Annotated in this window: 21 protein-coding genes; 4 read left to right on the forward strand and 17 right to left on the reverse strand. The window is 52.8% G+C overall.

The window, feature by feature from the left end:
* Window positions 1-65 precede the first annotated feature (65 nt).
* The 3 genes from FHG12_RS08005 to FHG12_RS08015 form a co-directional block, all read right to left on the reverse strand.
* On the reverse strand, window positions 66-1,598 hold the full coding sequence (locus FHG12_RS08005; RefSeq protein ID WP_139515233.1) for a GH3 auxin-responsive promoter family protein: 1,533 nt from the start codon (window positions 1,596-1,598) through the stop codon (window positions 66-68).
* Between the two features lie 122 nt (window positions 1,599-1,720).
* Complete coding sequence (gene lptB / locus FHG12_RS08010; protein ID WP_139515234.1) at window positions 1,721-2,452, reverse strand: LPS export ABC transporter ATP-binding protein; 732 nt, start codon at window positions 2,450-2,452, stop codon at window positions 1,721-1,723.
* A gap of 126 nt (window positions 2,453-2,578) precedes the next feature.
* Complete coding sequence (locus FHG12_RS08015) at window positions 2,579-4,429, reverse strand: M61 family metallopeptidase (RefSeq protein WP_139515235.1); 1,851 nt, start codon at window positions 4,427-4,429, stop codon at window positions 2,579-2,581.
* A 108-nt stretch (window positions 4,430-4,537) separates the two neighbouring features.
* Between FHG12_RS08015 and FHG12_RS08020 the strand changes: the two genes are divergently transcribed.
* Together FHG12_RS08020 and FHG12_RS08025 are read left to right on the forward strand one after the other, a co-directional pair.
* A complete protein-coding gene (locus tag FHG12_RS08020) occupies window positions 4,538-4,924 on the forward strand; it encodes a DoxX family protein (protein ID WP_317129710.1) in 387 nt (128 codons plus the stop codon).
* A gap of 65 nt (window positions 4,925-4,989) precedes the next feature.
* The gene (locus tag FHG12_RS08025; RefSeq protein WP_139515236.1) at window positions 4,990-5,532 is read left to right on the forward strand and encodes a hypothetical protein; all 543 of its coding nucleotides are present in this window, start codon (window positions 4,990-4,992) and stop codon (window positions 5,530-5,532) included.
* A gap of 71 nt (window positions 5,533-5,603) precedes the next feature.
* Here the strand turns inward: FHG12_RS08025 and recJ are convergent, their stop codons facing one another.
* The 12 genes from recJ to pdhA form a co-directional block, all read right to left on the reverse strand.
* On the reverse strand, window positions 5,604-7,325 hold the full coding sequence (gene recJ / locus FHG12_RS08030) for a single-stranded-DNA-specific exonuclease RecJ (protein ID WP_139515237.1): 1,722 nt from the start codon (window positions 7,323-7,325) through the stop codon (window positions 5,604-5,606).
* A gap of 280 nt (window positions 7,326-7,605) precedes the next feature.
* The gene (locus FHG12_RS08035) at window positions 7,606-9,453 is read right to left on the reverse strand and encodes a tetratricopeptide repeat protein (protein ID WP_139515238.1); all 1,848 of its coding nucleotides are present in this window, start codon (window positions 9,451-9,453) and stop codon (window positions 7,606-7,608) included.
* Between the two features lie 167 nt (window positions 9,454-9,620).
* Complete coding sequence (locus tag FHG12_RS08040; RefSeq protein ID WP_139515239.1) at window positions 9,621-11,753, reverse strand: peptidylprolyl isomerase; 2,133 nt, start codon at window positions 11,751-11,753, stop codon at window positions 9,621-9,623.
* Between the two features lie 165 nt (window positions 11,754-11,918).
* Complete coding sequence (locus tag FHG12_RS08045; protein WP_139515240.1) at window positions 11,919-12,203, reverse strand: hypothetical protein; 285 nt, start codon at window positions 12,201-12,203, stop codon at window positions 11,919-11,921.
* Window positions 12,204-12,217: 14 nt separating this feature from the next.
* Window positions 12,218-12,829, reverse strand: coding sequence for an LPS export ABC transporter periplasmic protein LptC (gene lptC / locus FHG12_RS08050; RefSeq protein ID WP_139515241.1), 612 nt, complete (start codon window positions 12,827-12,829; stop codon window positions 12,218-12,220).
* A 9-nt stretch (window positions 12,830-12,838) separates the two neighbouring features.
* Window positions 12,839-14,179, reverse strand: coding sequence for an OmpP1/FadL family transporter (locus tag FHG12_RS08055; RefSeq protein WP_139515242.1), 1,341 nt, complete (start codon window positions 14,177-14,179; stop codon window positions 12,839-12,841).
* Window positions 14,166-14,909: a type III pantothenate kinase gene (locus tag FHG12_RS08060; RefSeq protein ID WP_139515243.1), complete on the reverse strand. Its 744-nt coding sequence runs from the start codon at window positions 14,907-14,909 to the stop codon at window positions 14,166-14,168. The genes FHG12_RS08055 and FHG12_RS08060 overlap by 14 nt, the downstream gene beginning before the upstream one ends.
* Before the next feature lie 132 nt (window positions 14,910-15,041).
* Window positions 15,042-16,871: a pseudouridine synthase gene (locus FHG12_RS08065; protein ID WP_230471325.1), complete on the reverse strand. Its 1,830-nt coding sequence runs from the start codon at window positions 16,869-16,871 to the stop codon at window positions 15,042-15,044.
* A 166-nt stretch (window positions 16,872-17,037) separates the two neighbouring features.
* A complete protein-coding gene (locus tag FHG12_RS08070; RefSeq protein ID WP_139515244.1) occupies window positions 17,038-17,421 on the reverse strand; it encodes a TraR/DksA family transcriptional regulator in 384 nt (127 codons plus the stop codon).
* 253 nt (window positions 17,422-17,674) lie between these two features.
* Window positions 17,675-18,151, reverse strand: a complete 477-nt coding sequence (ribH, locus tag FHG12_RS08075) for a 6,7-dimethyl-8-ribityllumazine synthase (protein ID WP_139515245.1) — start codon at window positions 18,149-18,151, stop codon at window positions 17,675-17,677.
* Window positions 18,152-18,258: 107 nt separating this feature from the next.
* A complete protein-coding gene (locus tag FHG12_RS08080; protein ID WP_139515246.1) occupies window positions 18,259-19,032 on the reverse strand; it encodes a tetratricopeptide repeat protein in 774 nt (257 codons plus the stop codon).
* Between the two features lie 47 nt (window positions 19,033-19,079).
* A complete protein-coding gene (pdhA, locus tag FHG12_RS08085; RefSeq protein WP_139517728.1) occupies window positions 19,080-20,132 on the reverse strand; it encodes a pyruvate dehydrogenase (acetyl-transferring) E1 component subunit alpha in 1,053 nt (350 codons plus the stop codon).
* A 190-nt stretch (window positions 20,133-20,322) separates the two neighbouring features.
* Here pdhA and recF point away from each other — a divergent pair, with 190 nt between their 5' ends.
* Window positions 20,323-21,426 carry a DNA replication/repair protein RecF gene (gene recF / locus FHG12_RS08090; RefSeq protein WP_139515247.1) on the forward strand — a complete coding sequence of 368 codons (1,104 nt, stop codon included), beginning with the start codon at window positions 20,323-20,325 and terminating at the stop codon, window positions 21,424-21,426.
* An 81-nt stretch (window positions 21,427-21,507) separates the two neighbouring features.
* Window positions 21,508-21,825: a DUF721 domain-containing protein gene (locus FHG12_RS08095; protein WP_230471326.1), complete on the forward strand. Its 318-nt coding sequence runs from the start codon at window positions 21,508-21,510 to the stop codon at window positions 21,823-21,825.
* A 1,009-nt stretch (window positions 21,826-22,834) separates the two neighbouring features.
* Here the strand turns inward: FHG12_RS08095 and FHG12_RS08100 are convergent.
* A complete protein-coding gene (locus tag FHG12_RS08100; RefSeq protein ID WP_165699340.1) occupies window positions 22,835-23,221 on the reverse strand; it encodes a helix-turn-helix domain-containing protein in 387 nt (128 codons plus the stop codon).
* Window positions 23,222-23,511: 290 nt separating this feature from the next.
* On the reverse strand, window positions 23,512-24,276 hold the full coding sequence (locus FHG12_RS08105) for a glycerophosphodiester phosphodiesterase family protein (protein WP_230471327.1): 765 nt from the start codon (window positions 24,274-24,276) through the stop codon (window positions 23,512-23,514).
* Window positions 24,277-24,406: the final 130 nt, after the last annotated feature.

Below are 24,406 nucleotides of genomic sequence, written 5' to 3' on the forward strand. Positions count from 1 at the left end.
TAAAAGCCAAAAAGCCGCCCCCAATTCATTTGGGAGCGGCTTTTAAGATGTAACTAAGTTTTTAGTTATACTACTGCTTTCTCTACCTCCTGCAGGACTTCTTCAACAATTTCGCGTGAGTTGCTCAAGCGCGGCACTTTGTGCTGGCCTCCCAATTTGCCTTTGCCAGCCAGCCAGCGCTCAAATGTTCCGGGGGCCGCGACCGTGACTACGGGCGGAGCCAAGGCAATGTCGCGGTGGCGCTTGGCATCGTAATCGGAGTTGAGTCGGCGCAGCGTTTGATCCAACACTTCGGCGAAGCGTGTTTGGTCAGTGGGGGCTTTGGTGAACTCGATAATCCATTGATGGCCCCCGCGTGAGGCATCGGAATTGTCGAAATAGATGGGGGCTGCGGTGAAGTCGCGGACGGTCGTGCTGGTGGCGCTACAAGCGGCTGCAATAGCAGCATCGGCGTTTTCGATGACCACTTCTTCGCCGAAAGCATTCAAAAAATGCTTGGTGCGGCCGCTGATACGAATGCGGTACGGTGCCAAACTGGTAAACCGCACTGTATCGCCGATTTTATAGCGCCACAACCCGGCATTAGTACTCAGCACCAGCGCGTAGTTTTTGCCCAGCTCGACTTCTTCCAGCTGCAACGTCTGCGGCTGTTCGGCGTCGAACTGGTCGGCCGGGATGAACTCGTAGTAGATGCCGTGGTTGAGCAGCAGCAGCAAGTCTTCGCTATTGGGCTGGTCCTGCACGGCCAAGTAGCCTTCGGAAGCATTGTAAATCTCGAGGTACTGCATGTGCTCGCTCGGAACGAGCTGCCGGAACAGGTCGCGGTATGGCCCGAAAGCTACGGCGCCGTGCAGAAACAGGCGCAGGTTCGGCCATACCTCTGTAATATTCTCAGCACCAACCAGTTCTGTAACGCGCCGCAGCAGCACGATCATCCAGGTGGGTACGCCGGCCAGCACGGCAACATCTATGTGCTGCACATGGCGGGCGATCCGTTCGATTTTCTCTTCCCACTCGTCGAGCAAAGCCAACTCCAGCGGCGGCGTGCGCAGGTATTCGGCCCAGGCGGGCAGATTTTGCATAATCAGGGCCGACACGTCGCCGACCCGCGACTCGGCGTCGTCGAGGCGGAACGGGTTAGGCGCGTGCGTACCGCCCAGCGAAAGCGTTTTGCCGGACAGGATGCGCGCTTCCGGATACAACGACGTGGCCAGAGCCGTCATGTCGCGGCCGGCGCGGTAGTGGCAGTCATGCAATGATTCGCGCGTAACCGGAATGAATTTGCTGCGCGCATTGGTGGTGCCGCTGGACTTGGCAAACCACGTCACGCGGCCGGGCCACAGTACGTCTTGCTCACCGCGCAGCACCCGCTCAAATTCTGGGTACAGCTCTTCGTAGCTGCTCACCGGCACCCGCTGCGCAAATTCCCGCGCGCTGAACCCGTCGCCAAACCCGTAGCGCACGCCCCAATCTGTGCCGCGCGCCGTGCTTAGCAGCCCCTGCAACACTTGCTGCTGCACCTCGTGGGGGTGATTGCGGAAGTGCTCGATGCTGGTTAAGCGCCGCTGAACGGCCCAGGTTAGTATTTCATTTATCATGTACCGAGTACCAAGTAACCCCTCTGCTGTGGCTAAATACGGGAAAACGACGGTCGCGTATGGTTTTTGCGCTTTATTTTGCCGGCCCCGTGCTTACATATAAGTGCTTGACAATCAATTGATTATATTTTACGCTTATATTCAAAGTGTTTCCCTAAGTACACGCGGCGCACCGTTTCGTCGGCGGCTAGCTCCTCGGCGGTGCCGGCCTTCAGCAGTTTACCTTCAAAAAGCAAGTAAGCACGATCCACGATCGAGAGCGTTTCGTTCACGTTGTGGTCGGTGATAAGGATGCCGATGTTCTTGTGCTTGAGCTTGGCTACAATGCCCTGAATTTCTTCTACCGCAATGGGGTCGACGCCGGCAAAGGGCTCATCAAGCAGCACAAATTTCGGATCGACGGCCAGGGCACGGGCGATTTCGGTGCGTCGCCGCTCGCCGCCGCTGAGCACGCGGCCCAAGTTTTTTCGCACGTGGGTGAGGCTGAACTCGTGTAGCAGTTCCTCAACCTTATCGCGCTGGGCCTGCCTAGGCAAGTTGGTCATTTCCAGCACCGACAGAATGTTTTCCTCTACCGTCAGGTCGCGAAATACGGATGCTTCCTGCGCCAGATAGCCCACGCCGCGCTGCGCTCGCTGAAACATAGGCAAGCCGGTAATGTCTTCTTGGTCGAGAAAAATATGGCCTTCGTTAGGCTTTACCATGCCCACGATCATGTAAAAGCAGGTGGTTTTGCCCGCGCCGTTGGGCCCCAGCAACCCCACGATTTCCCCTTGCTCCACGGTCACCGACATGTCGTTGACGACGGTACGGGCCTTGTATTTTTTGATTAAATGCTCAGCTTTCAGAATCATCGCGGGCAAAGGTAATGGGTTATAAGAAGTGCGTCATCCCGGCGCGGAAGCGGTCTCTACGGGCGCTACTTACGCACCGCAGAGTCTGTTCCGGCGCCGGGATGACGCAACTTGATTTTTGAGTTGTTAGGCAAGCGGCTTCAGCACCTGATCGTGCAGGGCTTGCTGAGCAGGCGTAGGTGTGGGCGCGGTTTCCACCACGTTTTTCAGCTCTACCTCAAACTCCTGGGGCGTGGCCTGCCGCTCTTGGGGCACGGCTTTGGCACCGGATTGAAACCGGAGCTTCACCGCGGCCCGCGTCGTGGGCTCGACCAGCGGCCGGAGCAGCTTTTCGGCGTTGGCCATGCTCAGGCTGGTGCCGTTCACGGCTAATACGGCATCGCCTTCTTTCAGGCCGAAAGCATTTTGCTCGGGAGTCGTTTCCAGCACTTTAAACTGTTGCTTTTCAGCGTCGTACCCAAAGCCCAAACGCCCAAACGCCAGTATTTTGTCAGGCGCAACGGCGGCGTAATTCCATCCAATTTTGCTTAAATACTCGGCGTATGGAAGTGGTTGATTACCAATTACATACTGATCGAAGAATTGTTGAATCGCCGGGTTGGTCAAGGCTACAATCTCCGGGATGAGCTCGCTGTCTTCAAAGGAACGGTTGGGACCGTACTTCTCGCGCAGGGCCAAGAGCACGTCGCGCAGGCTCTGACGGCCCTGGCTAAGTTCCTGAATGCGAATGTCGAGCAGCAGGCCGATGAGCGCACCTTTTTCGTACACGTTCTGGTACATGTCTTTGTAGGGGGGCACCAGAATGTTGCGGCTCATCTCGGTGAAAGACACGGTCTTGTACTTCTCCGAATTGTCGATTTTGTCCTTCATCCGCTTCCGGAATTCTTCGGGCGTAATCAGGCCGCCGCGCACTTGCACCAGCTGGGCGATGTACTCCGTGACGCCTTCGTAGAGCCATAAATGCTGCGACATTTTGGGGTTGCGGAAGTCAAACTCCCCTATTTCGCGGCTGTGGATGTTGAGCGGCGCCAGCATGTGCAGAAACTCGTGCGAGGCCACTTCCTGCACCATGCTTTGCAAGCGGTCGGCATCGGGCATTTCGGGCAGGAAATACACCGACGAATACGAGTGTTCCATGGCACCGTAACCGCCGTTTTTGCTTGCCAACGGCGAACCGATGCCCGGGAAATACATGATGAAATGATATTCGGGCACGGGCATTTTGCCGAAAAACTTGGTCAGCGCTTCCGCCATCGGCCGCATTACCTCTTTGATCTGCGCGGCCTTCACCAGTCCGTTTTCCGACATCACCGATACCGAAATACGGGCGCCGCCCGTCGCGAAGCTTGCCGTGTCGGGGCGGCTGTAGAGGATGGGCGCATCGGCTAGCGTTACGTAGCTCGACGCGGTGAATACATCCTGCGTAGGCGACTTACGTTCGGTCGCCAGCGAGGTAGCGCCGTAGAGTTCCGCGGGTTTGGCCACGGTCACTTGGTAGGGCTGCATTTTGTAGCCTTCGAGGTAACCGTAGAAGCCGTAGTGATTGAGCATGAAGCTCTTACCCGAGTCGATGTTGGTGCCGCCAGGTTGGAAAATAAACTCATCGTCTTGCTTGGCATCCCAGGTATCGTCGACGAGGTATTCGATGCGGGCCAGTTTATCGGCTTTGTCAATCACGAACAGGTCCGGGCCGTCTTGCTTGACTTTCAGGGATTTGCCCTTTTTATCCAGTGCTTTAAAATTGGTCACGAAGCGGCCGTAATCTTTCTTGGAGTACGATCCCGGCACGACGGATGGCATCACGTAGATGGCTTGTGCTTCCTTAATCGGCGGCGTGTCGATGGTGACGCGCACCTGATCGTTGGTAACGTGCTGTAAATCAAGAGTAATTTGATAACCCGCAGCCGGTGATTGAGCGTGTGCAGAACCAGCGGCGGCTAGTCCCAGCCCAAGGGCCAGATAAAGCGTTTTCATCATGAAAAAAGGATAGGAAGAGAGCTTTAAAACGAATGACCAAGGTACACATTGCCCGCAAGCTTACCCTAACACGCAGGTGGGGCCGGCTGGTTCTGTTACCTTGTTGCTTTGCATATTCTGACTGGTCCGATGGCGCGTTTGAAATCCTTGGGTTTGTATGTATTGGCGATAGTGTTTGTGGGCGCGGGCTTGTTGCATTTTCTGATGCCCGAGCCATACCTACGTATCATGCCGCCGTATCTGCCCGCCCATTTGCTGTTGGTATACGCAAGTGGCGCTGCCGAAATTGGGTTAGGGTTTCTGCTGTTGCCTAAGCGCACGCGCCGTTGGGGCGCCTGGGGGTTGGTAGCGCTGCTAATTGCCGTATTTCCCGCCAACCTGTACATGGCCCAGCATAATGAGGCGCTGTTTCAGCTGCCTGCGTGGGCCGTTTGGGGACGTTTGCCGTTACAAGGCGTCCTGATTTGGTGGGCGTGGCAGTATACCCGCTTGTAGGCAATGGGCTGTTTGGTTTTATAGGCGTGCGCTCTATATTCGCCGCTATTTTAACCTCAACAGTAATGCTTATTCGGTTTATTTCAACGGCTGCTTTTCTGCTGACTGCTTCGCTCACAGCCCAGGCACAACTGGCCAGCGATCCAGCGCGCTTTGCGCAAGGCTACGCCGCTCTTCAGCACGATGCCGCCGCTGTCCGTAATCACATCGACTCGCTCTCTACCGCCTTCACAGCCAGCCCTAAGCTGAGCAAGCGCAGCACCAATAAGTTGCGCAGCTATGTGCTCAACGGTGCCAGCCAAAAAGTCCGCGCCAAAGAATACTTCAGCAAGATTTTTCGGCGGGGTGGCGAAGTAACTCTCGTTCGGTATTATGACCCCGTTGGCCGCTTGGTGTTAGCCGAGCGCTACAACAACGGCCAACTGATTCGATTGGAGCTAAACGAATACAACAGATGGGCTCTGAGGCCAAACAAACCTTACCGCACCAGCCTCTTTGTGCGCGGCGACTATATTTCGCGAGTAATCAAACAGGCGCCTCCAGCAGGTAACGCGACCGAAACCCAGCCCGTCAAACAATATTTTTACAAGAATATCTACCAGCAATAGCGCCCTGGCGTCACTCTAAATAAAGAATAGCTATATCATAAGCTATTGATTATCAATATATTATGATATAGCTATTCTTCCCAACGAATATCTTTTACCCGCAGCTGCAGTGATTTCACACCGCGGTATTCGTTGATTTCGATGGTGTAGCACACGTTGAAGGGCAGGCCTTTGGCAATGCGCTCGTGGTATTCGGCTAGGCCAAACCCGATGGCGTCGACGGTATGGTGGCCGTCTTGCGTCAGGGTGAGCTTCAGGTGGGAGTTGCCCACGATTCGGGCCGAATCCGGCGAGGCGTACACGCACTCCGACTCGAAGACCGGGTTAGCGTTGCCAGGCCCAAAAGGCTCCATCTGACGAAGTAGCTTGTAGAAACTGTCGGTGATCTCGTTGAGCCGCAGCAAGCTATCGATTTCGACAGGCGGAATGAGCTGCTCGGGGCGAATCCGGCCGGCCACAATGCGCTCAAATTTTTCGCGGAAAGCCGGCACATTTTCTACGGGCAGCGTCAGGCCGGCGGCGTACATGTGTCCGCCATACTGGTCCAGCAGATCGGCGCATTCGCTGATGGCTTCGTGCACGTCGAAGCCCACCACGGAGCGGGCCGAGCCAGTGGCTTTACCGTTGCTTTCGGTCAGGATGATGGTAGGGCGGTAATACTTATCCAAGCAACGCGAGGCCACAATGCCAACCACTCCCTTGTGCCAGGTTTCTTTGTAGAGCACCGTGGTACTGGCGTTGCGCAGCAGCAGATCGTCCTCGATCATTTGCAGCGCCTCCTTGGTGATGCTGGTATCGAAGCCGCGGCGCTCCTGGTTGGTTTTGTCGACGACGCTGGCTTTGTCGAAAGCTTCTTCCTTGGTTTGGGCCAGCAGCATCGCTACCGAACGCTTAGCATCGCCCATACGGCCGGCCGCGTTGATGCGAGGCGAAAAGCCAAACACTAAGCTACTGATGTTCAATTCGCTGTGTAGGCCCGCCAGGTCGCGCAGGGCGTCGAGACCGGGGCGCTGCGGACGAGCCGGATCGTTGAGCAGGCGCAGTCCGTGATAGGCCAGCGTGCGGTTTTCGCCCGTAATAGGTACAATATCGGCGGCAATGCTAACTACCACTAAGTCAAGTAGTTCGTAAAGCGGCGCATCATCCAGACCCAGATGCTGACTGAACGCCTGCATCAGCTTGAAGCCCACGCCGCACCCCGAAAGCTCCTTGAACGGATACTCGCAATCGGCGCGCTTGGGGTCGAGCACAGCCACCGCTTGTGGCAATGTCGAACCCGGCAAGTGGTGATCGCAAATGATAAAATCGACATTGCGCTCATTGGCGTACGCAATCATCTCAACGGCTTTCACGCCGCAGTCGAGCGCGATGATGAGCGCGTAGCCTTGCTCGGCAGCATAGTCAATGCCGGCCACCGAAATGCCGTAGCCTTCCTTGTAGCGATCCGGAATGTAGTAGTCGATGCGCTCAGGGCCGAAGAAGCGCAACAGGTACGAATACACCACCGCCACCGAAGTAGTACCATCGACGTCGTAGTCGCCATAGACCAGCACCCGCTCGCCTTCGTGCAGGGCATGTTGCAGACGATCTACGGCGCGATCCATGTCACGCATGCGCAGCGGATCGGGTAACTCGCTGAGTACGGGGCGGAAGTAAGCGCGGGCTTCTTCGAAGTCACACACGTTGCGTTGGCAGAGCAAAGAAATAATAGTCTCGTTGACGCGCAGGGCGTCGGCCAGATGCCGGACTTTGACTGCGTCAGGCGCGGGCTTGCGAATCCATCTTTTTTCCATACTCGGCGGGTACCCGTAGCGGGCGATACCTTCAAAAGTAAGAAGAAAACCGCGCCTGACCCACTCCGGTCCCATCGAAGCGCTCGCAAAAACGTATTTTTACCGGCTCTTTCAGCCTTTCGGTGTCATGAAGAAACTCCGCGCTTTTTACGACAAATACAAGCAATACATCCTTACGGATGCGCTTATGTATTTGGCTTTTATCCTGGCGTTGGCGCTGATGTTTCTCTTTTTCGGATAGAAATAAAAGCTGAACGGTACCATTCCGTTCTATAGCGAGTTAGTTGAGCACATCGCCGCGCAGCTTGCGGAAGCGCTTGCGGGCTTCGGCTACGTAAATGCTACCAGGATATTTTACTAACAGATTGTTATACAATTCTTTAGCTTTCTCACGATCCTGTAGGTTTTCTTCCAGAATGCTGGCCGTGAGAAACAGGGCGTCGTCGCTGAGTACGTCGTACTTGGGGTTGCTGGTAATGCGCGCCAACGTGGTGATGGCACCGTTGTAGTCGCCAGTGCGGCGCTGTAGCTGGCCTTTCAGGTACCAAGCTTCGTCGGTGAGGGCGTGGCCGGGGTACTTTTGCAGCAGATTATCCAAACCCTTTATCGCCTCCGGTAGCTTGTTTTGAAAGACCAATAGCTCAACGGCAGCGTAGTCGCGCAGGGCCACGCCGGCCGTATCCATGGCCGTATTGTCGGAGATGAGCAGGCTAAGCTGCATGGCATCGTTGGCGATTTCGCGGCTGGTGGCTTGCTTCAGAATATCGAGGTGACTCTGAGCCAGCTTAAAATCGCCGGCAAAGTAGCTGAGGCGCGCGTTGCGAAGCTTGGCCTCGTATCCTACCGGCGAGTCCTTGTGCGACTTCTCTACTTGCGAATACAGCAGCGTAGCTTCCCAAGGCTCGCCGCGCAGCAGGTAGATATCCGCGAGGTTGATCTTGGCATCGTCGACCACATCGAGGCTGGCCCGGGGCATGTCGATTACTTCTTGTAGCAGCGCCATCGCTTTGTCTTTCTCATCGAGTTGAAAAGCATAAAGCGCGGCCATATTGCGCAGTACTGACGCCGTTTCGGGCTTTTTCCCTAGCTCCGTCAGTACCTGCTGGTACTCCCCAATCAGGCCCCGGATTTTGGCCGGGTCGACGGGATATGTGTTGCGCACCTGCTCTTCGCGGGTCTGGACCAGCCGCTGCCGCGCCAACCCGTAAAACGGCCCCGTTCGGTATTCCCGAATGACATACTCGTAGCCCGCGATGGCACTTTCATAATCATTGTTCTGCTGCGCGATGGCGGCCAAATCCATTACCCGGCTGCCTTGGGCGCGCGCACGGCGGTCGAGGGCTTTGGCTTGCACCAATGCGCCCGTGAAATCGTGGCGTTGTAACTGTAGCCACAGCAGCAACTCGCTATAGACCTCCTGCTCCGGATACTTCTGTACGTTGCTGAGCAGTTGTTTTTCCAGCGCGTCGAAGTCCTTTTCTTCGTGCAGGCTGTTTTGGAGCATGTTGCGCACGAAAGGAAGTTGCTGGTTGTCGGTTTGCACGAGGCGCAGCGTTTCGGCCATTAGGTTTTCGTTCTGGCCCGTGCGGGTATAGAGTTGAATGAGTTGCGGAGAAAATTCGGTGTCGTTCTTGGCCAGCTCGCGGCCTTTCAGAAACACTTTTTCCGCCAACTCAGGCTGGTTGCGCTTCATAAACTCGGTAGCCACTGGCACCACTTGCGCCGGTTTCAACTGGCTAATCACCCGCTCATATTGCTTGGTCATGGCCGCTTGGTCGCCGGCCGCAGCATACACGCCCCCGAGTGCTACGCCGTACGAGGCTTCTTCCGGAAACTGCCGCATCCCTTTCTTGACCAGCTTCTCAGCGTCCTTGAATTGCTTCAAGCCCAACAGCGAACTCAGGTAATCAGGCAAAATATTGGGCGCCAGTTGTTCGTCGGGGCGTAAGCGACTGAAGAGGAAAGCGGCTTTTTCGTTTTCGCCTTTGCGAGCATATTCCTTGGCCAGCGCAATGTCGCCGCCTTCGTTTTGGGCCTGAAGCGGACAGCTCGCACCCAGCCATAAACTAAACAGCAGGAATAAGAACACACAACGATTGCGCGGGGAGGGCTTGAGTAACGGACGCATAGCAAAGAGAATCCGGTGAGGGTAGCTTTCGATAAACCGGCGGCGGAGCAGTTTCATTTCATCTTACACGAAAAACCTTGGCTCCTCTTCTGCTTCTACAGACGGGTAAAAAGCAAAAGGGCCGCACCCTAAGGTACGGCCCTTTTGCAAGGATCAGGACGGGGCGGTTAGAAGAACTTCGTGCGCTCGTCTTTGATGTTGGCTTTGTCTTTCACGGCCTCGTAAATGGCACCATCGAGGCGCGCGCTACGCTGGGTGGTGAGTTGCTTGCGCACAGCGGCAACGTCGGTTTTGGCAGCAGACTTCTGCACGCTTACCGGCTCGACGATCAGCACGCCTTGCTCGCCCTGGAACGGCGCAGATTTCTGCCCTGGCTTCAGGCCGAACGCTTTGCCTACTGCCACTGGCTCGGCACCTAAGCCCTGAATTACGCCAGAGCCAAGTGTTACGTTCTCAGCTGTTTTCACTTGAGCAGTAGGACCGTAAGCAGCAGCGATTTGCTCCAGCGTGCCCTTCTTGCTCTGCAGCTTATCAATTATCTGCTTGGCTTTCAGCTCGTTACGAACCAATGCTGTGAGTTCCGGCTTAATGCTGGCTACATCGGCAAAGCCCTTCTCGCGCTGGCCGGTAAGCACGGCAATTACGTATTGGTCGCCAATTTCGAATACTTCCGATACGTCGCCCACTTCGGTTTTCTTACCGCCTTGACCAGCTCCGTAAGTCCAACGCACCAATTCGCGAGCGTTTTGTAGGTTGTTTACAGCGCGGTCGCCGCGGCCGAGGCCTTTGGCTTCTTGCTTCTGCAAAGACTTGTCCTTCGCAACGGCCTTGCGGAATGAATCGAGATCTGTGGCTTCGCCTTTCAGCTCCTGCGCCTTCTGGTAAGCGGCTTCGCGGGTAGCATCCGTGGGCGTAATCTTCTTCTGCACGGCAGCTATCTGATACGTCTGGGTGGTTTTAGGAGCCGTTACCTTGATGATGTGGTAGCCAAACGAAGTCTCAACGGGGTTGGGCAACAAGCCAGCCGAAGTGGCGGCGAATACCGCCTTCTCAAACTCCGGCACCATGCGGCCTTGCGTAAACCAGCCCAAGTCGCCGCCGGTGGCGGTGGTGCCGTCGGTACCGTATTGGCGTGCCATAGCAGCAAAATCAGCCCCGCCTTTGATCTTCGCCAGAATATCTTTGGCTTTGGCCAGGGCCGCGGCTTTCGCTTCGGGCGTAGTGCCTTCCGGCTTGATGAGGATATGGCTGGCCCGAGCAGCAGGCTGCGTACCGGCCTTCTGACCTGTTACTTTGAAGATGGAATACACGCCGTTTTCGGCATAAGGGCCATACACTTTGCCTACTTGCAGTGGCAATTGCTGGCGGAGCTTCTCCGGCATGTCGGCCGGCGAGAGGTAAGCCGGGTTGTAAGGAAAATCCGGATCGGAGTTCAGCTTGGCAAACAGCGAATCGTTGGGAGCCGTGCTGAATTGGGTAGTCAGTACATCGATGTCTTTGCGAACCGCAGCGCTATCGCTGTTGGAAGCCGTTACCGGAACAACCACGTACTCTATGTTGCGGCCTTCTTCTACTTTATAACGGCTTTTGTGCGCGTCGAGGTAGGCTTGCAACTGCTCGTCGGTCACTTTCACGGCCGAGTCCGAAACAGAGAAGTACGGCACGATCAGGTAGCGCAGGTTCGCTTGCGAAGTCTGCGCTTCGTCGTAGCGCTTGGCTTCCGCTGTCGTCACGTAGGTCGACAGCTTGATGAGGTTGTTGTACTTGTTCGACAAGCGCTCTGGTCCGAGGTTGTTCTCGAAGTTCATGAACGCGTCACGAGCTTGTGGCGGCAGCTTGTCGAGGTTTTGCAGATAGCTCAGCAGCTTGTTACGGTCTAGCTGACCCGTTTTTGGATCGCTGAACGCCTGGCGGATGCTGGGGTTGATGTTTTTGCCCTGCACCATATCCGTTAGCTCGTCGTCGGTTACTTTCAGGCCTAGCTTATCGAATTCTTTTTTGAAGGCGATGCGATAAATGCTCAGGTTCCAGGCTTGGTCGCGCAGGTACCCCATCGTGGCCTCGTCGGGCTGACGGCCTTGCTGGGCGATGAAAGCCTGCTTAGTTTGCTCCAGCGTATTCTGGAAATCATTGTAGTCCACCTTCTCGCCGGCGACTTCGCCTACCGAGTTATCATTGCGGTTGAACAGGCGGTTTTTGCCCCCGATCAGATCGCCGCCTACCATGAAGAGCAGCAGTCCGATTACGATGGCGCCGACGGCCCAGCCCGATTTTTCCCGAATCGTGTTGATTAATGCCATTTACTTGAAAAAAAGCGCAGTAAGAAAAGTGGAAAGAGGCGCAAAATAACCAGAATCCGCCGGACATTCAAAGTTGCCCGCAGATTCACTGGCTTTGACGGATATTGCTGATTGGCAGAAGGTAGGACAAGTTTGCCCGATACTCACGCAGGGCGGCTCCGGGCTCTAGCGTTGTTTGTTGCGAGGCACAGCCTTACCCGGTTTGGTAGTAGCTGTGCGCTTGCCGGAAGCGGCTGGTTTGGGTTTGACAACTGGCAGCGGTGCTTTATCCTCGTCGCGACCGAGGTAACGGAACACCATCATGCAGACGAACGAGATCATGAACAGCCAATAGTTGTCCATTACCGCGTTCTTATCGCCTTGCAACACAGTTTGGTACACACCGATAACCAGCGCCACCACCGCCAGCGAAAACAAAATAGTGCGCCACAAGGCTCTATCGAAACGCATTGATAATCAATTACTTATTTTTTAGCAGCTCGGGCCGAATCTGAAGCTGGCTGTTGTACTGTAAACACGCCCGTCGGGTGGAAAATTCGGTAGTTAGAAAAATCCTGATTGGCCCGTAACCCGTTGCCCGTCAGCGTTTCGGTCGGCGTTTCGACGCGTACTGCTGTGGTGCTGTCGGTGTAGATGATGGCTTTCTGCTGATCAAAAAAGACTTCTTCCGTGAACATCTTCTGATCTTTCTCTAGGTTGTGCACCCGCACGTCGCCCCGCACGATGTACAGGTTCTTGAGCTTGTCGTACTTGCCATAGTTTCCGCGTAACGTATTGACTACCTTACGGTTACCAGCAGCACTGTCGCCTTGTCCATAAAAGGTAACCATCACGTTTTTCGGCCAGATCTGGTCACCGCTTTCAAACTGTTGCTGCACGGGCGCCGTCAGCTTAATCTGGAGCTTGGCCGAGTCGCTCACGAGCATCACTACGTTGCTCGTTTCGATGGTCGGGCCTGTATACACGATTTTTTTCTTGACCTCGGTGGCTTTGTCTTTACAACCAAGCCCGAGGCTGGCGGCGACAAAAGTGGCGGCCAGCAGCCACGACCAACTTGTTGGTTTCGTGTCTTTCACGTTGGTAGCTTATTCAATTCGGCGCTTGATAAACCAGCGGTTGTTCAGCGTTACGCCCAGTTGCATACGCACGTAATCCTCCTTAACATTGCCGTTGGGGCTTTCAGCCGTACGTTTGGTATTGCCACGCTGCCCGTAGGTGAAGGCCAGGTTGATGGTCGTGTTGTCTAAGACCGTAGCTGTAGGCAGCGGGAACGCAAAGCCCCAGCTCACCGAACGGTCGTAGAGGCGCTCGCCAGCGGGGCGATAAGGCAGCTCAGCTACCGAAATGCCCGCCCGGTACGTAACCCGCTTGAAGTAGCTGCTCACCGACGAAGGATCAGGGGCAAATTCGCCGCCCAAGCCTGCCCGAAACGTGTTACTAAGCGGAATGCCAACGGTACCGCCTTGCAAGCCAAAAGCCCGGAACTTCGACCATTCCTGGCGCGACAAGTCGAAGTTGATGCTCCAGTTTTTGTTGTTGTCGAAGCCAATGCCAAACTGCTCCATTGCCGGCACCGTTGCTTCGCCTTTCTGGTTGGTGAGCAACGTGGTATTTTCCGTTTGCAGGCCAGCCGCATCTTCGCGCTCAAGCGACGTATCGCGCTTGCCGTTCAGGTTGGACTGAAAGCTGTACACACCGGCCAGATTGTAGTTGAGCTTGCTGTTGACTTTGCCGCGGTAGTGGGCACCCGTCCGAAAGGTGAAATCCGAATAACGCACGCGCTCTCGGATGATGACTTTGCTAAGACCCGCCGCTGAGGTAGCGTCGGCCGGTGCTACGCTGGTTCCGGTTGTCAGGTCAATATTGCCAAACACATACGAAGCCGTAACCCCCAGGCTCAAGCCTTTGGCAACCTGGAACGCCTGCACTATGTAGGCTTCCGACAAACCGCCTTCGCCTTTGTACTCTTTATAGGACAAGCCACCGTTGGGGTCGTTGGGCACTGGTTCCCGCACGGTGCTGAGGTAATTGACAGAGCTGTACGGCTTCAAACCAGCGGCACCAGCCCAACGCTTCGAGATCGGAACGGAGAAAGCCAAGTAACTTAATGAGCCGTTGCCGTCGCGCTGCGAATTGACCTGATTGCGGATCGTCTTGAACTCGCCATTAACGCCGACTTCATAGGTCGTGCGTGAGGTATAGTACACCAACGCCGGGTTGAGCTCATTCACGTTGATGCCGTTAGGAGCAGCCAAACCGACGCCTCCCATCCCCTGCTGACGAACGCCGCCCGTATTAGGGTTGAAATCGCCTAACCCCAAGCGCGAATACGGCGAGTTGCCGAGGCCTTGGCCTTGGCTATATGGTGCGGCCATCAGGCCAAGTAGCGTCAACCCAAACAGGCTGGCAAATTTAGATTTCAACATTATGCACCAGTATGCGGTAAAGCCCGATCAGAACGAGTTCAGGAACAACAAAGATAGGGCCTTTAAGCCGTGGTTGAAAAAAGCCAGCATCGCCTCCGGCCAACAGGGTGCCCAAGTTGGGGCTTTGCTGCCGGTAGCTGTCAATCAGGCCGTTAACCTCCGCCACAGCGCCGTTGAGTACGCCGCTCCGAATCGCCGATGACGTATCGGTACCGGTCAGGGGAATATCGACGGGGGCAGCGACGGGTAATTCTACCAACGGCAGACGGCCGGTAAACATGTGCAAGGCTTGGAAACGCATTCGCAGGCCTGGCGCTATACTTCCGCCCCGGAAGGTATGTCCACCTTCGAGCCAGTCGCATTTAAGGGCAGTGCCGGCATCCACAATTAGCGTATCCTGACCCGGACGCAGCCAGGCAGCCCCGACGGCAGCGGCCAAGCGGTCGGCGCCCAACGTAGTCGGCGTAGCATAAGCATTGGTGATCGGCAAGGGTGTGGTAGCAGAAGCAAACTCCAATACCTTTCCGCCAACCTCCCGGCGCAAAGCTTCCGCCCAGATAGCCGTTGGCTCCACCACCGAAGAAACTACCGCATGCTCCGGTAACAAACGTTGCACAAGTTCTAGCAACGCATTGTCAAGCAGCACTTTACCTGCTTCGCGCAGCTCGTTGTTTTCGAAATAGCCATACTTGGCTGCTGTATTGCCAACATCGAAAACCAAAGCACGCATATACAAGTAATTGATTATAAGATATTTACAATTCCACGTAAGAAGTAGTCAGCCAAATGAAGGCCACTTCTTGCGTGGAATTGTAAAGCTTATTTTCTAACAGGAGCCTTTGAAGAGGCTGCGGGTTGCTTCCTACAAGAAATACTTCAAGCGAATCACCTCGCGCTCAGTCAGGAAGCGCCACTTGCCGCGCGGAAGGTCCTTTTTCGTCAGGCCGGCGTACTGTACGCGGTCAAGCGCCACAACCTCGTAGCCCAAATGCTCGAAAATGCGGCGGACGATGCGATTACGACCGATGTGCAACTCAATGCCCACGAAATGCGGGTTGCCCGCTACTACGGCTACATCATCAATCTCGGCCTTGCCATCTTCCAGTTCCAGCCCTTCGCTGATCTGGCGCAGGTGGTCTTCGGAAAGCGGCTGGCTGAGTTCGGCCTGGTATATTTTCTTGTTTTTATGCGATGGGTGCGAAAGCTTTTGGGCCACTTCGCCATCGTTGGTGAACAGCAGCAAACCCGTAGTATTGCGGTCGAGACGACCTACTGGGAAGATGCGTTCTTTTGAAGCGGTAGCCACCAAGTCCATCACCGTTTTGCGACCCTCTGGGTCTTCGGTGGTAGTGATAAAATCTTTGGGCTTGTTGAGCAGCACGTACACCAGCTTTTCCCGCTTCAGGTTGGTCTTGCCATACTGCACGGTATCGGTTGGCTGCACTTGGTAACCCATCTCCGTTACCACTTCGCCGTTGACTTTAATTTCACCAGCCGCAATCAGTGCATCGGCTTCCCGACGCGAGCAGATGCCGGCGTTAGCGATGTAGCGGTTCAAACGAACTTCGTCGTTGCCTTCTTCCTCGTTCCGACGGCGTTTGTTGCCCCGGGTTTTGTCCTGATCGTAGAATTGCAAATTGCTATATGCCGGCGCTTCACCAGGTATTTCACCACGTTTGGGCTTATCAGCGCGATTCGAAAGCGGATCGCGGGTCGGGCGCTTGTCGGCTCCGGCGCGCGGCTCCCGCTTATCGCCAAAACGCGATTCGCGCTTGTCACCAAAATCACGTGGCCCGCTGTTGCGGTTACCCGACGCGCCACGCTCACCAGCCCCTGGGCGGTTGCCAAAGCTAGGCCGCTCGCCGAAACTGCGGTTCCCGAAACCACTCTCCCGGCGCTCACCGCGTTCCGGGCGTTCGGGCGCGTTGCGTTGCTCATCCCGGCCATAGCCGCTGGGCGCACTACGGTAGTCAAAGGGACGCGCAGGCCGGATTTCCCGGTCTGGACCGGCTTCTTCTCGCCGCTCATCGTGCCGTGGAGCTTCTTCTCGCGGTGCTGGCGTACGGTCCGTCGGGGTGTCTTGTTCGAAAGGGCTTACCTTTTTAAACTTTCGGTTACGCTCTCCTGCCGTACCGCGTGGCACCGCTGGTTTGCCTTCCTGCCGGTAAGGCTGGCCGGGCCAGTTGGCTTTGGGCTCATACGGCCGAGCAGGTCTCTCGTCTCGGCGGTCACTGTCATAGCCGGAGGAAGCACGACGGTCATCGTTGCGGTTGTCGAAGCGCCGAGGGGCATCCCGATCAAATGAACGGCTAGGGCGGTTGTCGTTGTCGCGATTCATCGGCCGACGATCGGCATTATCGCGATTGAACGGGCGACGATCGCCAGCATCCTGCCGCGGGGCAAAGTTTCGTTGGGAGCCAAAGCTGTTGGAGCCTTCGCCGCGACCAAAACGCTTGTCGCCGCCAAAGCTGCCTCCCGATGATGGACGGCCGCCACCTGGGCGACCAAAAGTAGGGCGCGAGGGAAAATCACGGCCTCTGCCGGCTTCATCGCCCGAACGGTTGCTTGAACCGCCTTCGTTTGGGCGCGCAGAGAATTTGCGGAAGCCGCTGCTCCCACCAGCATTGCCAGTGGAGCGATCGTTGGAGCGTCCACGCCGGCCTGGCGTGTCGTCGTTGTGTTTTTTGCCCATGAGTGTAGGGTGCTTACCGTATCGCTACGGGATGGTAAAATACAAGGTTGGGAGACTGAACCCCAGGAACAGACTCTCTTAGAAAACAGTGCCCGGACTAGCAGCACGGCGCCATAAAAGCAGCCAGCCGAAAGCCCGGGCACGTAGTTGAAGACGACGGTCGCGGTTAATCACGACGCGCCATTTTGGCTTCAATAGAATGTTGGGTGTGTGGTACTGCGCGCAAACGCTCTTTCGGAATCAGTTTACCAGTGCCAATGCAGACACCGTATGTACCGTTTTTGATGCGGGTGTACGCATTTTCCAGCTGCTGGATAAACTTCATCTGGCGTGAAGCCAACTGATTCAGGCTTTCCTTTTCAGCTGTGTCGGCACCGTCTTCCAGTACTTTCGACGACGAGGCTGTGTTGTCGGTACCCGAATCGTTACGACGGCTCAGAGTTTCTTTGATGAACGTTACTTCTTTGCGGGCTGCTACAAGTTTCTCCTGGATGATTTGTTCGAACTCAGCCAGTTCTTCCCTTGAATAGCGCAGGGGTGCTTCACTCATGTCGGTTCAGGAAAAATAATGTATTGAAAATGAGACCGTTATCCGGTGATTTCTAGAGATAAATTGCGATAGTACGTTGCTTTAACAACAGCTTTTCCAAATAAGTTTATTACAGACCAACTGGCCAAAGTCATACTTACCGCTATCGGTTTCCTATCTAACCCGGTTATTTGGCCGCAAAGTTAATGTTTTGCCTGACAATTATCCATTACTAACCAAAGACTCAGTAAGTAAGCTCCACTAGTCTTAATCTCTAGAATCCTAGCATATGGATAGCGGCTACCGCAGCTTCTACTCCTTTGTTGCCGTGCTTGCCTCCTGCCCGATCCCAAGCTTGTTCAAGTGTGTTGGTCGTGACCAACCCAAATATCACGGGCTTATTGAATTTCAGGCCGACGTTCGTAATGCCGTGGGCCACGGCATGGCAGATGTAATCATCGTGTTTGGTCTCGCCCTGAATTACTACTCCCAAACAGATCACGGCATCGATTTCTTCGTGCTGGGCCAGCAATTGGGCTCCTAATGTCAGTTCGAAGCTCCCCGGCACTGTATTGCGGAAGATGTTTTCTTCTTTAGCCCCGTGCTTCAGCAATGTTTCGTAGGCTCCTGTGCTCAACACGTCTGTAATCTCCCGATTCCATTCTGCCACCACCAAGCCAAAACGCTTGTTCGTGATGTCAACAAAATTATCGGAAGTGTATTCGCTCAGATTTTTCAAGGAGGTAGCCATAGGATTTGGGTCTAGATGCTGCTTTGGGTTGAAGTAAGCGCTGTTATAAAAACAAAACTGCGCTTCTCCTTTCGGAAAAGCGCAGTTGTCAGTTGCTGACTGATTTCTTATTTGCCTGCCAAACCTTCAACGCGTGCCTTATACTGGCGGGCCTCGTTGACTTCTGGCGCATTCTGGTAGTCGTTGATGATTTTGTCGTACGCCTTGATGGCACCGTCATAATCTTTAGCCAGTTCTCTTGCTGTTGCCTCCTTCATAAGATAGCCAGGTGAGAAATACTCGTTGGCATTATGAGTAGCTGCTTTTTCGTACAGGTCGGCAGCTTCTTTGCTTTTGCCAAGCTCTAAGTTAGCATCGCCTAGCAGAGCGTAAGCCCGCGCTTGCACCAACAAATCATCCGAACTAAATCCTTCCAGATAATCGATGGCGGCTTGATAACGGCCTTCCTTCAAGGCACCTACGCCAGCGTAGAAGTTAGCCAAGTTGCCAGCCGGTGTATTTCCGTATTCCGAAGCAACGGATTCCAAACCGTCGTATTGACCGTCGCCTTTCATTGCTTTTTTCAATGAATCGGCTTCCCAATAGTTAACTGCCTGATACATAGCCACTTGACCTTTCTCGTCCTGGGAATTGCGCCATGTATACCAGCCGAAAGCTCCAACTACTGCCAGCACTACCAGTGCCAGCACACTCAGTAGAATAGTCTTGTTACGACGCAGAAAATCTTCTGAATGGGCCAAGCGAGCCGCTAGTTCATCCGGATCTTCCAGCAATGGATGTTCAGGGTGCAGTGCGCCTACTGGCTGATTAGGATCGGCCGGCACTTGAGTCTGCTTCTGTTGAGCCAGCGGACTGTTGCGCGTATAAGGAATCTTTGACATTCGTAATTCAGAAATTCGGCTGTGAAGCCGGGTCAGAATCCGCTGAGTTAGTCGCGGATGTAAGGATAGTCTTGCTGCACGTACACATCGTGGTACAGCTCTTCGGCGGCAGGATACGGAGACGTTTCTGCGAACTCTACTGACTCCGCAACTTGGGCCTTGATCTTTTCGTCGATGGCGGCCAGTTCCTCTTCGGTCGCCATACTGTGGGTCAGAATCGTGTGGCGAACCGATTCGATAGAATCGCGCGAACGATAATCTTCTACTTCTTCCTTCGTCCGATACTTAGCAGGGTCACTCATAGAGTGGCCTTTGTAGCGATACGTTTTGAACTCCAAGAATGTAGGGCCTTCACCAGCACGTGCCCGTTCGGCTGCTTTGGCAACTGCGTTGTGAATGTCCTCTACATTCATACCGTTTACGGGCTCGGAGGGCATATCATATGCTTCTCCTAGTGTGTAGAGTTCCGTAACATTGGAGGTCCGTTGAACAGAAGTACCCATGGCATAGCCATTGTTCTCCACAACGAAGATCACGGGCAGCTTCCACAACATAGCCATGTTGAAAGCTTCGTGCAAAGCTCCTTGCCGCACTGCGCCGTCACCCATGTAGCAAATGCATAGGTTGCCAGTTTTGTTATACTTCTCGGCAAACGCGATCCCGGCACCGAGTGGAACTTGCCCACCAACAATGCCATGCCCCCCGATGAAGTTCACGTTCTTATCGAACATGTGCATCGAGCCGCCTTTGCCTTTTGAACATCCTGTCACTTTCGCAAACAGTTCAGCCATGATGGCGTTGGGCGACGTACCAAGAGCCAGCGGATGAGCATGGTCACGATAGGCCGTTATCCATTTATCATCTTTGGTCAACGCGCTGACTGCACCCGCTACACAGGCTTCTTGGCCAATGTAGAGGTGACAGAAACCTTTGATCTTCTGCTGGCCGTATAGCTGTCCTGCTTTCTCCTCGAACTTACGCATGAGCTGCATCTGCTCATACCACTGCAAATAAGTTTCTTTCGGAAAAACAGGCTCGCTGGGTGTCGTTGCCCGCGGCTCATCCGTAGAAGATTTTACTTTCTCGTTTGTAGGTGGCATCATCTGATCCGGCGGCGTAACTGTATCGACAGCTGCGGTCGGGTTAGTTTCTTTCTTAGTTTCCGCCGACGATTTTTTCGCCGAATTGGAAGCTTTTGGGGTAGCCTTTACTTTCGTCTCCGCCATCGTGCTTTCAGTTATTCGCGTTTGGGATGCGAAAGTACGTAAAAGGATTGCAATTCCGAACTGAATGACTCTTGAAACATTACACCTCTTGTTCTTTAAAAACTACGATGAAGCTACGCTGCAGCTATCGCCTCACATCAATTGTTTTATAGGCGACAATGGGAGTGGCAAGACCAATCTATTGGATGCAATTCATTATTTGTCTTTGACCAAAAGCGCATTTACTACTTCTGATATTCAAAGCATTAAACAAGGCGAAGAGTTCTTTTCTATTCGGGGAAAGTTTTCTACTCCCGAAGCCGAAGACACTGTTCAATGTAGTTTTCGCCTTGGCCAAAAAAAGCTTGTCACACGCAACAAGCATCCGTATGAACGGCTTTCTGATCACATTGGCCGTTACCCTGTTGTCTTGATATCGCCCTATGATACCGATTTGATCCGCCAGGGTAGCGAAGAACGTCGCAAGTATTTTGATAGTCTTATTTCTCAGCTCGATCACGAATATCTCGAGTTGCTCATCTCTTACGCTTATCTACTTCGGCAACGCAATTCGCTGCTTAAGCTAGCAGCTGACCGGCAGAGTTATGATCGTGATTACCTTTTGGTCTTAGACGAACAATTAGCCCCACTAGGCAAACGGATTGCTCAGATTAGACAAGTGTTTTTGGCTGACTTCGTTCCTGTTTTCCAGCGCCACTATTACCAACTCGCAAATGACCGGGAAGCAGTCAATATTGACTATAAGAGCCAGCTACCCGACGCCGACTTCGCTCAACTTCTTCGCACACACGAGCGAAAAGACCTGGCCCTTCAGCGCACTACTGTTGGCCCTCATAAAGATGACTTTCTATTTCTGATGAATGAATTACCCGTCAAGGGATATGGATCGCAAGGCCAGCAGAAATCATTTGTTATCGCAGTGAAGCTAGCCCATTTCGAAATTGCTGCAAGCCGGAAGAAACATAAGCCTCTTCTCCTTCTAGACGACATTTTCGATAGGCTCGACGAAACGCGCATAACTCGTTTGATGCAGCTTGTCGCAAACCAGACTTTTGGCCAAGTATTTCTAACAGACACTCACCTCGACCGCACGGATCGAATTCTATCTAATTTATCCGAACAGATCTTGCGCTTTAGAATCGAAAGCGGCAAAGTAATTCCCCTTTAAATTTTAATGGGGCGTACCTTTATGCTTATGGCCTTCCCTCTTTTATAAAGGCTTTCGCGCGCGTTAATAAACGTCTCAATTGTGAAAAAGCATAAGCTTTCCGAAAATTCTAGACAAGCCGATACCCTGCCTTTAAAGGATGGTATAAAGGCGTTGTTGAAAGCTTACCGCCTTCAAGGGAAGCTTAACGAAGTGTTTGTTGTTTCTAGCTGGGAGCGTATAATGGGTCGGTCAGTTGCTCTCAAAACCCAGGAGATATATATCAGCCATGGCAAGCTGTTTGTCCGCCTTTCTTCTGCGCCATTGAAGCACGAATTAGTCATGGCCAAAACTCAGGTTATGGAAATGATTAATTCTGAAGTCGGTGAACCTGTTATCCAAGAGGTAGTTTTCCTCTAGCAGTATCATGAGCAAACTTATTTATGCTAATAGGCATTGCTGGTTTCTCTCTGGTCTTAGTTCTGAGGTTTTGTTGACTCTGTTGGGTAGGGCGAAAAGTGGTTACCTCCCGAACGAGCTTTTGTGTTGTTTCGTCTTAAGGCAAGACCACTATAAGGCATGGTGCTTTAACAGCACGCCTGTTACTGGACTATATTTTCTTCTATAGGGTAACCTGATCCTGGCCCCATATTCTAAAGACAACGGCATCCTTTTATTAAAGCGCTGGATTAAAACACCTGCTGTCTTTGCTCGTCAGGTGTTATACAGCATAGATGAATACGCTGTACGTTCCTGCCTCTGACTCTACCTTCTGCATTAGCGGTCCTTTTCTAGTGACTGAGTCCGAGCTTAACGGATTCACCTTCTATAAAAGTATATCGTTGGCTTGACGTTATGCTGCTTGCACTCGGTCGAGTTGTGCTTGCTTATGATCGCAGTATGATACCGGCTGAGCTTTTAAGTTCTATTATCTAAGCTCACATCACGGCATCTAGTGCTGATGTTGCTGCTGTTAAAGAGCGCTTATCCTATACCATTATTACTCACTCTACTCTTACTTAAGAGGCATGATAAGACGCATATATATTGGCTGCAATAGCAAGCACTTCCTCTCTGCCAGAGCAGCATTTTCACTTTATTACTTTGGGACTTTGGCGAAGCTTTAAAAATATCAACAGCCAGAATACTCGGTGCATCCTCAATCACTTTCATGCTATTTTGGAGCAAAGCTTTACTCGCTTCAATTTCTCGTTTGATCCTACCCAAGAAGCCAGTAGGGCTCGGCTAGAACCTGCACTTTATGATGTGAGATTTTATCTTCCCGACCGGATCACCGACACACTTAATTTTTAAACTTAGGCGACAAACAGTACCTTCTTACTTCATTCGTTTAGGTGACTGACCGTTGAATGGCATTACACTAGAAACGGCCCTAAATGACAAAAATGTTTCACGTGGAACATTTTTGTCATTTAGGGCCGTACACTTTCAACAGAAGCTCATTATAGGCTTCCAGAAGGGCTATATACTTAGTTTGTAGAGCAAGTAGCTGCTTAACTGGATCGTTATCTACCGGTTGTAACAAGTCGGGCTTAGGCGTAACACCCGAGGAAACAAACCTTGTTACATTATTTGATACAAATGGCAACGAGGATTGTTGTGGTTGTGTAATCTCAGAAGAGAAGTCATGTCCGATTATATCACCTATTCGCTTTACAAATCCGTAATCAAGTGTCTCTTCTTTAAATTTACGATATATAGTAGGACGTGTAATACCTAGTTCATCAACTATACGCGTAATAGAAATACCGCTGTTTTTGATAGCATCTTGAAGGATTTCGCCTTGGTGTGGCATGCTTGGGTAGGGTGGAATAGTTAAAGTGTAAAGATGACAAATCTGTATCAAAATACAAGAACCAATATGTAATAAACATAAAATGTTACATGTGTAACAGAAACATGCCTTTGTATACTGTAACATTAAATTTGTTACACGTTACAAATAATACACGATACACATGTAACACAAACACATATTACACCACTGTAATAAAAGCATAAACCCCTTCCTGTTGGCCAAAAGGAAGGGGTTTATGCTTTACAACCCGACTAAGACAATGGAGGAGACGCAGAACTATTCAGTCTTTATGGGTACCGCTCGTTTAACAACTGGACAGCCTTATCTGGATAATCAGTTGTAATGCCATCAACCTCTAAGGTGATGAGGTGGAGCATATCGAAAACATCGTTTACAGTCCAGGGAACAACAGCGATAGCGTGCTCATGCAGGTAGTCAATATCCTGCTCTGACAGTAGGGTAAACTCAGGGCCATAAACCGTGGGCATGAAACCTAGTTCGAGTAAATGGCTCTCTGTGTCATGCTCATCCTCTACTAACAAAGACAGTGAAAATCTCTTATCAAGCTGGTGGAAGTGCTGAAGGATTCGCTTGTCGAAGGAGAGAAAAGTAGTACGATTCAGAACGCCACAAGCGCGCACAACCTGTAATACTAGCGTTGCAAAAGCAGCAGGCTCAGGATGAAAAATTCCGTCACCTGCAGGGCTGGATTTTATCTCAATACTGTAGAGCACTTGTCTCCTGCCTAAGTGAAGACAATGCCTCTCGATAGCTTGAATTGCTTCCTGTAAAAGCGGCTTATAAACAGCCAAGACCTGCTGATTGGGGAAGCGCTCGGGTTGAGATAATCCGCAGTTATACGCTCGAATAATACTGTAGGGAAGTTGAAATAAGTTGAGTGATTTCTCTTGCGATGGATCGATGTGATTGCCTTTGGGATCAAGGCACAGAGCGGCTGACATCCAAGGTTCGTGCGATACCACTACTTGACCATCCTGAGAGATCACGACGTCGAGCTCAATAGCATCTACGCCAATCTCTAGAGCGAGCAAAAAGGCAGGAATAGTATTCTCGGGAAGCAGGCCCCTACACCCTCTATGGCCGTGAATCTGGGTCCTGTGATGGTGAGCAGAAGTGGATTGAGTAGGCATACGTTCTATACGATGCTTGCTGTAAACCCGA

Origin of the sequence: Hymenobacter jejuensis, assembly GCF_006337165.1 — a bacterium.
Taxonomy (GTDB): domain Bacteria; phylum Bacteroidota; class Bacteroidia; order Cytophagales; family Hymenobacteraceae; genus Hymenobacter; species Hymenobacter jejuensis.